The 7,515-nt window shown below is 71.6% G+C and carries 7 protein-coding genes; 5 read left to right on the plus strand and 2 right to left on the minus strand.

Translation table 11 applies throughout. The features are described 5' to 3' along the window. A partial coding sequence (locus KBY19_RS35165) for a lanthionine synthetase LanC family protein (protein ID WP_282107157.1) occupies window positions 1-1,718 on the plus strand: 1,718 nt, incomplete at its 5' end. 93 nt (window positions 1,719-1,811) lie between these two features. On the opposite strand, the gene KBY19_RS35170 is transcribed toward KBY19_RS35165, so the two are convergent. Beyond that, a complete protein-coding gene (locus KBY19_RS35170) occupies window positions 1,812-3,836 on the minus strand; it encodes a CocE/NonD family hydrolase (protein ID WP_099885125.1) in 2,025 nt (674 codons plus the stop codon). A gap of 24 nt (window positions 3,837-3,860) precedes the next feature. Then, window positions 3,861-5,147 carry an acetyl-CoA carboxylase biotin carboxylase subunit family protein gene (locus tag KBY19_RS35175; RefSeq protein ID WP_247691735.1) on the minus strand — a complete coding sequence of 429 codons (1,287 nt, stop codon included), beginning with the start codon at window positions 5,145-5,147 and terminating at the stop codon, window positions 3,861-3,863. Window positions 5,148-5,386: 239 nt separating this feature from the next. Between KBY19_RS35175 and KBY19_RS35180 the strand changes: the two genes are divergently transcribed. From KBY19_RS35180 to KBY19_RS35195, 4 genes are all read left to right on the plus strand, one after another. Beyond that, complete coding sequence (locus KBY19_RS35180) at window positions 5,387-5,734, plus strand: aliphatic sulfonate ABC transporter substrate-binding protein (protein ID WP_185018453.1); 348 nt, start codon at window positions 5,387-5,389, stop codon at window positions 5,732-5,734. A gap of 96 nt (window positions 5,735-5,830) precedes the next feature. Next, complete coding sequence (locus tag KBY19_RS35185) at window positions 5,831-6,136, plus strand: hypothetical protein (RefSeq protein ID WP_099885128.1); 306 nt, start codon at window positions 5,831-5,833, stop codon at window positions 6,134-6,136. Window positions 6,137-6,194: 58 nt separating this feature from the next. Further along, window positions 6,195-6,554 (plus strand): hypothetical protein, encoded by a 360-nt coding sequence (locus tag KBY19_RS35190; protein WP_099885129.1) that lies wholly within the window; start codon window positions 6,195-6,197, stop codon window positions 6,552-6,554. Window positions 6,555-6,560: 6 nt separating this feature from the next. Continuing rightward, a partial coding sequence (locus tag KBY19_RS35195) for a hypothetical protein (protein WP_210967455.1) occupies window positions 6,561-7,515 on the plus strand: 955 nt, incomplete at its 3' end.

The raw sequence follows: 7,515 nt of genomic DNA on the forward strand, positions 1-7,515 counted from the left end.
AGGCGGGTGAAGGTCTCGTCGTCACCCGCCTCGCACGCGAACTCGCCACCACGCTCCGCGCGCTGCACGCCAAGGGCGTGGTCATGCGGGACGTGACGCCCCGCAACATCGTCCTGGACGGCACCGGGCGTGCCCACCTCATCGACTTCGGCATCTCGGCGCTCGACGGCGTCCACCTGCCGGGTGGTACACCGGGCTACGCCCCCAGGGAACAACTCGACCGCAGCCAGGAGCCCTCGGTGGTCGACGACCATTACGCGCTCGGCATGGTCCTCGCCTTCGCCGCCACCGGGCTGCCCCCCGTCACCGGAGAGGCGTCGTCAGCCCTCGCCCGCACCCGTACGCTGCAGTGCCTCGACGCCGTGCACGGCGGGCGTCGGCCCGGCCTTCTCGCGGTGGTCGGCGACCTTCTCGCACGCGAGCCGGAACGCTCCGCCCGGGGGCTCGCCGACCTCGTCTCCGGGAGGTGGCGTACGCGTGCCGGCACCGAGCACCGCGTTGCGCCACCACCGGCCGCCACCCCGGACCGGATGGCCGACCTGGCGGACCGGGTGCTGGAGCTGCTGGTGGCGGAAGCGGGGGAGTACCACCTGGGCGGTGAGGCCGCGGACTTCCCCGCCGTCGACGCCAGTTTGTACACCGGCAGCGCGGGTATCGGGCTGGAACTGCTGCACCACCGCCACCGGCCGGGCGTGCCGGAGCTGCTGCGGAGCCTGGCCGGGCACGCCCACCACAGTCTGGCCACCGTCCCCACCGCCGAGGGCCTGTTCTCCGGGCGCACCGGCACCGAGGTGTTCCTCGCCGCCGCCCGCCACGCGGGAGTGGAGGTGCCGACCGGCCCCGTCCTGCCCGCCGTCACCCGCAGCCAGGCGCCTTCCTCTCCGGAGGCTTCGGAGGCTCCGGAGGTCCTGAAAGCCGTCGACTTCGATGCCGTCTCCGGCCACGCAGGCGTCGGCCTGGGCAGGCTCCTGCTGGCCGACCTCGGTGATCTGGAAGCGCTGCAGGCGGCGGCGGCCCTCGCCGAGCCGCTGCTGGAGCGAGCGGACCTGGCCGACCTGCCCGCCCATGTGGCCGGCGAACTGGGGCGGGAGACCGCCTTCGGCTACGCGCACGGGTATCTGGGCGTCACCGACTTCCTGCTGCTGCTCGCCGCCCGCACCGGTGACCAGGGGCTGCTGCGGACCGGTAGGCGGCGGGCCCAGCGGCTGGCCGCCCTGGTCCCGGACCTGGTGGCTGCCGCCGAGGCACCCTCCGCCTCCCAGATGACGGTCTCCTGGTGCCGGGGGATCGGCGGTCTCGCCCGGGTGCTGCGCCACGCCTGGCTGGTCTTCGACGAGCCCGCCTTCCGACGGGCCGCCGAGACCGCCACCGGCGGCTGCCTGCCGTGGCTGACCCGGCTCAGTACGCTCGGCCAGTGCTGCGGCACCGCCGGAGTGGGCTCGGTTCTGCTGGACCTGGCGGTGGACTCGGGGGACGAGCGCTGGCTGGACGCCGCCCATGAGGCCGCCCGCCACCTGATCCGGCGCAGCCACGGCCCGGACGACGCGCCGGCCCTCGTGGCCAACGCCCACACCAGGGACGCGCCCTACTCGTGGGCGCAGGGCTACGCCGGCATCCTGACCTTCCTGCGGCGGCTGGGCGAGCCGGAGAGCCCCGACCTGCTGCCGGAGCCGGTGGCGCGGTCGGTGGCGGTGCCCGAGCCGGCGGTCAGCGGCTGAGCCCGACGGCCGCCGCGGGGGCCGGGGACGGTCCTCGCGCCGCGGGGCACCGGCGGTACGTCCAACGGCGACCGGCCCGAGTCGGCGGCGTCGTCATACGTGGTCGCGAGGGATGGTCCATTCCCAGTTGCGGGACCGCACCCGGCGGTTGTCCTCGTAGGCGTCCATGGTGGCGTGCAGATGGAAGTGCGCGGCGTCGGAGGTCAGCACGGTGCGGGTGGTGGTGTGCACGTCCCAGTCGTCGCGGGCGAAGCCCATCACCCACTCGATCTCGCCGCGCACCGATCCGAAGTCGTCTCCGGTCCAGCTGTAGCGTTCGAAGGCGCGGCGGGTCACCCGCAGATCGATGTCCTCCATGTACATGACGCCGAGATCCTTGACGACCTCCAGCGCCGAGCCGTACTCGACCAGATCGCGTGAGACCGTCCAGCGCTGCTCACCCGGCCGGATCACCTTGCTCGACAGCGGTGGCGCGCCCTCGGGCTCTCCGAAGTGCGGTGTCGGCAGCTCGTCGGGGTCGGTCATCGAGCGGATGGGCAGTTCCAGCTCGCTCTCGGACGGATGCACGGTCAGCCGCACCGGCTCCGGTGGCGGCCACGCCAGCGGCCAGTACGAGGTCGACAGCGCGGCCCGGATCCGGTGGCCGGCCGGGAACGCCTGGGCCACGCCGTTGAGCTGGACGCGCACGCGGTAGCGCTCCCCGGGTACGAGAGCTTCGGGCTCGGCGTGCCCGTTGCGGTGGTTGAGATTGAGCAGCCCGTACGTCACCCGCGTCGCACGTCCGTCCAGGGCGACGTCCGAGAGCCGGACCGCGATCATCGCCACCGGGCGGTCCACCTCCAACGTCGCGTGCAGCACCGGCCCGCCGAGGATCTCGCAGCGCTCGGTCAGCGGCTCGCTCTCGAAGACCAACGCGCCGCCGTCCTCCTCGCGCTGGTCGTAGGGCAGGTCGGGGGGCGCGTTGTAGGAGCACCATTTTCCGGCGAACTGCCCCACCGAGAGCGGCGATTCCACGCTCAGCGGCGGTGAGTCGAGCGGTTCGCCGGGCTGTCCGATCCGGTGGTCGCCCAGTGGATACCGGACCCGTTGCACATGCGGCGAGAGCCACGCGGGTTCTCCCACCCAGCGTCCGGGGCGCTGGTCGTAGGAGGTGGACGGCGGCACGCTCTCCTGCATCCACGTGCACAGCATCGGCTCGTCCATCACGCCGTTGTCCTCGTCCTTGAGCCAGTGGTCCCACCAGCGCACGAGCTCCTGCAGAAAGCCGATGGCGGGGCCGGGCACGCCGAGGTGCGGGTACTTGTGCGACCACGGGCCGATCAGCCCCCGGCGGGGCACCTTCAGCCGCTCCATCAGCCGGAAGACGGCGTTGGAGTAGCCGTCGGCCCAGCCGCTCACGGCGAGCACCGGGCAGGCGATGTCGGAGTAGTCCTCGCAGACGGAACCGTGCTGCCAGTACGCGTCGCGCCGCTGGTGGTTCAGCCACTCGGCCAGCCACGGGCTCATCCCGTCCAGCCGCTCGTACCACATCTCCCGCCACCGGGAGCCGACCACCTGGGGGTCCGGTGGGCACGAGGTGTAGGCGAACATGGTGGAGGCCCAGGAGAGATTGTCGCTGAGCAGGCACCCGCCCATGTAGTGCACGTCGTCGGCGTAGCGGTCGTCGCTGTAGCTGAGCGCGGCCACCGCACCGAGCCCCGGGGGGCGGCGCGCGGCGAGCTGGAGAGCGTTGAAGCCGCCCCAGGAGATGCCCATCATCCCGGTGCGGCCGTTGCACCAGGGCTGTTCGGCCATCCAGGCGAGGATGTCCTCACCATCCTCGAACTCCTGTTCGAGATACTCGTCGGCGAGCAGGCCCTCGGAGTCCCCGCTGCCCCGCAGGTCCGCCCGTACACACGCGTAACCGTGCCCGGCCAGATAGGGGTGGTTGATCGAGTCCCGCAGGGCGGTCAGATCGCGCTTGCGGTAGGGGATGAACTCCAGGATCGCCGGGACCGGCTCGGTGTCGGAGGCGAGCGGCCGCCAGACCCGCGCGGCCAGCCGCGTACCGTCACGGGTCGTGATCCAGACGTGCTCCTCCTCCTTGATGGCGTGGGGTGAGGAGCTGACCTCCTTCATTTCCGCAGCCCGCATGCGGCTCTCCTACTCGTCGAATTCGAACGGCAGCAGTTCCAGGCAGCGCCGGTACTTCGCGTCGAGCTCGCTCTCGTCGCCGGCCCCGAGGTAGAGCGCCGCCAGTTCGTAGCTGTAGCTGTCCTGCGAGGGCAGCTCGGACAGCCGGCCGCCCGCCTTCGCGACGACGTCGACGATGGTGCCGGGCATCTCGCGCCGCACCCGCAAGATCTCGTCCCGGCTCGGGCACCGTCGCACGTACGCGTCGGAGAACCGCCGCAGGAACCACTTCGCGGCGACGCTGTACGGGCCTTCGCGGAACGGCAGCCGGGGCTCCTCGCCGAGCGCGAGGCTGAGCATGCACTGGTAGTTGGGCAGGCCGTCCACGTACTCGAACAGGGGCGCGTGCGACTGGGACAGTCTCGGGTTGACCTCCACGATGTTGATGCGGTCGCGTTCCCGGTCCCAGAAGTACTCGATGTTGAACGTCGAATTGTCCAGGCCGATCTGCCGCACGACCCGGTCGGTGACATCGATCATCCGCTCGATGACCTCGGCCGGCGCCGAGGACGGGTACTGGTACCGCAGGAAGCTCGACGTGCCGGGATACAGCAGGGAGTCGATCACCCCGTACACCTGGACCTTGCCGTCCCGGCAGTAGCCCTCCACCGTGATCTCGTGGCCGCAGATCTCCTCCTCGGCCAGGCATGCCTGGCCACCCGCCTCGGCCACCTCCGGCGGAAGGTCCACCATCGAAAGCACGCAGTCGAACGCGCTTCCGACCCTGCTGACGCCCTCCCGGATCCGCCCGGCCGCTTCGGCGAACTGCTGGACGTTCTCCGCCTCGAACGCCAGCTCGGAGGAGTAGGACTTCACCGGTTTGAGCCACATCGGGAAGCCCACCCCCGGCGGCGGCTCCGGGTCGTCGAGGTCCACCAGGGCGAAGGGCGGGTGCGCGTCGCAGACCTTCTGCTGCTCCTGCCTGCTCCAGAACTTGTGCTCGCACTTGACGACCGCCTCCAGTGGGGCGGACGGCAGGCCGTGGCGTCGGCACAGGATCGGCACCATCGAGCTCACCGGGAAGTCCCAGTAGCCCACGATCGCGTCGATCGGCCCGTCGAAGGCGTCCAGCCTGCTCTCCGCCTTCTCCAGCAGGCCGCGCAGCGGCACCGGCGCGCCGTGCATCAGCTCCTCCCGGCCGAGCAGCGCGTGGAAACGGCACCCGTCCCGGAGCGCAACGTCGTGCAGCAGCGCGCGGTTGCGCTCGTCGAGGCCCAGCACGAAGACGTTTCTCGTCCGACCGGTCATAGCGGACATATGCGGCATTCTACTCACAGTCTGTCCGCGCTGCCCGTCGTGGCAGCACCAGGGCGCCCCGGGCGACGACGGGGCCGAGGGCGGCGAACAGTCCGGCTCCTGCCGCTCCATGTCGACCAGGGCACCGGCAGGCCCGACGTGGCGCGGCGGCGCTACGCGAGTGCTACGCAGCTGCTACCGCCGACCCATAGCGTCGGGAACGTCCTTGCAGACGGGTTCCGGTGAGCACGGGGAGCGGCATGTCCGGTGACTACGACGTCAACATCAGCACAGAGGCGGTCAAGGGGATCGAGGGCATCGTCGACGACGCCTTCGAGCGGATGCGTACGTCGGCCAAGACGGTCGGCAGCCAGGGGGAGCAGATCGCCATGGCGTACAAGGGCAGCGGAACCGCCACCGCGATGGACAGCTACAGCAACCTCGCGGGTGCCGGCACGGCGTTGAGCGACGCGCTGGAGGGGCTCAAGAGCGACCTCAACCTGACCGGCGAGCACGGGCACGAGACGGACGACCGGGCCAATCAGGCGATGCAGCACGCGGCGGGCGGCGGTGTGGCCTCGGGCGTGCAGAGCGGTATGCGGGCCTGACGGGCGAAGCGGCCGACTCGGCGGGAAGCCGACGGCGACCAGGGCTCGGGCGGCGGCACGACCACGACAGGGGCGACGAAAGGGGAGAGAGGGCACATGGGGACGGACGGCCACTACCAGTTCAGCGACCTGGGGCTCGGCGACGTGCAGAGCATCGGCCGGCAGCAGGTCGAGGAGTGCAACGCCATCTGGGGCGATGTGATGACCAGGATCGCGGCGCTCTTTCCGGAGGGCCAGATCGACCAGGGGCTCGCGATGGTCCTGAGTGACCGCAACGAGCAGTACAAGCAGAACGTCGAGCGTTACGTCGACGACCTGGGCCTGCAGAACGTGGCGGTGGGCAACACCCGCGACATCGCCGCCGAGGGCGGGGCAGCGATGCGCCGGGCCGCCAGCATGTGACCGCGCACGCCGCCCGCCGCGAGCACGGAAAGGAAAACGGGGGAGGGAGACCAGAGCCATGGAGGGGACGGGTGACACCGAGGACTACAACGCCGACGCCTCGCGCAACACGCAGGCTCGCCTCTCGGAGCTGGAAGGTCTCGGATTGCTGAAGGCGACCTTTCTCGGTATCGCCTCGCCCGCCGGGGTCTTCGGCAAGGTACCGAACGGGGCGGAAGCCGAGGAAGCGCTGCGCGGCGCGGCCCGCGGCCTGCTCGAGGAGTTGGAGCGGGCCGGGATCTCGGTGGAGAACATCGTCGGCAACGCGGGCACGGTGGCGGATATCGCGGACATGACCGACGAAGAGGCCGCCCTGCAGAACAGTATGGCCGCTGCCGCCGCGCGTGCGCACGGCGGTGATCAGTACGAGCTGGAGTGAGCCGCCGTGGCCGACGACTTCCACAAGACGATCGATGTGATCCTCAGTGCCAACGACTACGCCATGAAGGCCGCGGCGGGTGCGTGGATGGCGCTGGCCGGTGCCGCGACCGGGAGCAGCGACAGCCTCAACGGCATTGCCGCCGAGACCGCCGCCGAGCCCGGTATCGGACTGGTCGAGCTGGCCGACCGGTTGGGCGGCGTCGGCGGCTGGGGCGATGGCGCGGCCGCACTGGCCATGTCCGTGAGCCGCCAGCTCCAGAACGCGGGAGAGGCGTCGTCCATGGCCGCCGAGCGGGCCCAGAGCCTCCTGCTGGAGTACCAGAACGAGGTGGAGGCCCGTGCGGGCAAGGAACAGGACGCCACTTCGGGAGGGAACGGGGCGGTCACGCTCCAGGCCGACAAGGCCCTGGCGATGCACGGCTCCCGGATCGAGGAACTGTGCAGGGAAGCCGAGGGCGAACGGGACACGCTCGTCGCCGTCTTCGGCGAGGTCATCGGCGGCAACGCGCCCCCGGCGCCGGAGGTGGGTGCCGCGGCGGGTGGCGGGGTGCCGGGGGGCGGTGCGGGCCCGGTGGGCGCGGGAGGCGGTTCCGCGGCCACCGCGGGCGGCACCACCGACGCTCCCACCCACCTCGCCGCCAACGGGGCAGCCATCGGTACCGACGCCTACCCCTATTCCTCGGTCGTCGGCGTCGACGGCGGTGACTTCGCGGGCTGGGTCCGCAGCCCCAACACCGGCTTCCTGGTCGATCCGGCGACCGGGCGGGAGTTCGATCCCGTCTCCGGGCGCTGGATCGACCCGCTGACGGGGCGGCCGTTCGGAGAGGTCACCGACTACGCCACCCGGCTGGCGGGGCTCGGCGGGGGACCCGGCGGTCTGGCGGGAGCCGGCGGGGTCGGCCTGGTCGCGGTCGGGGGAGGCCCGGCCCCGGCGGGCAGCGGCTTCGCGGGGCTGTACG

It is taken from the genome of Streptomyces sp. B15 (assembly GCF_018070605.1).
GTDB lineage: Bacteria > Actinomycetota > Actinomycetes > Streptomycetales > Streptomycetaceae > Streptomyces > Streptomyces smyrnaeus.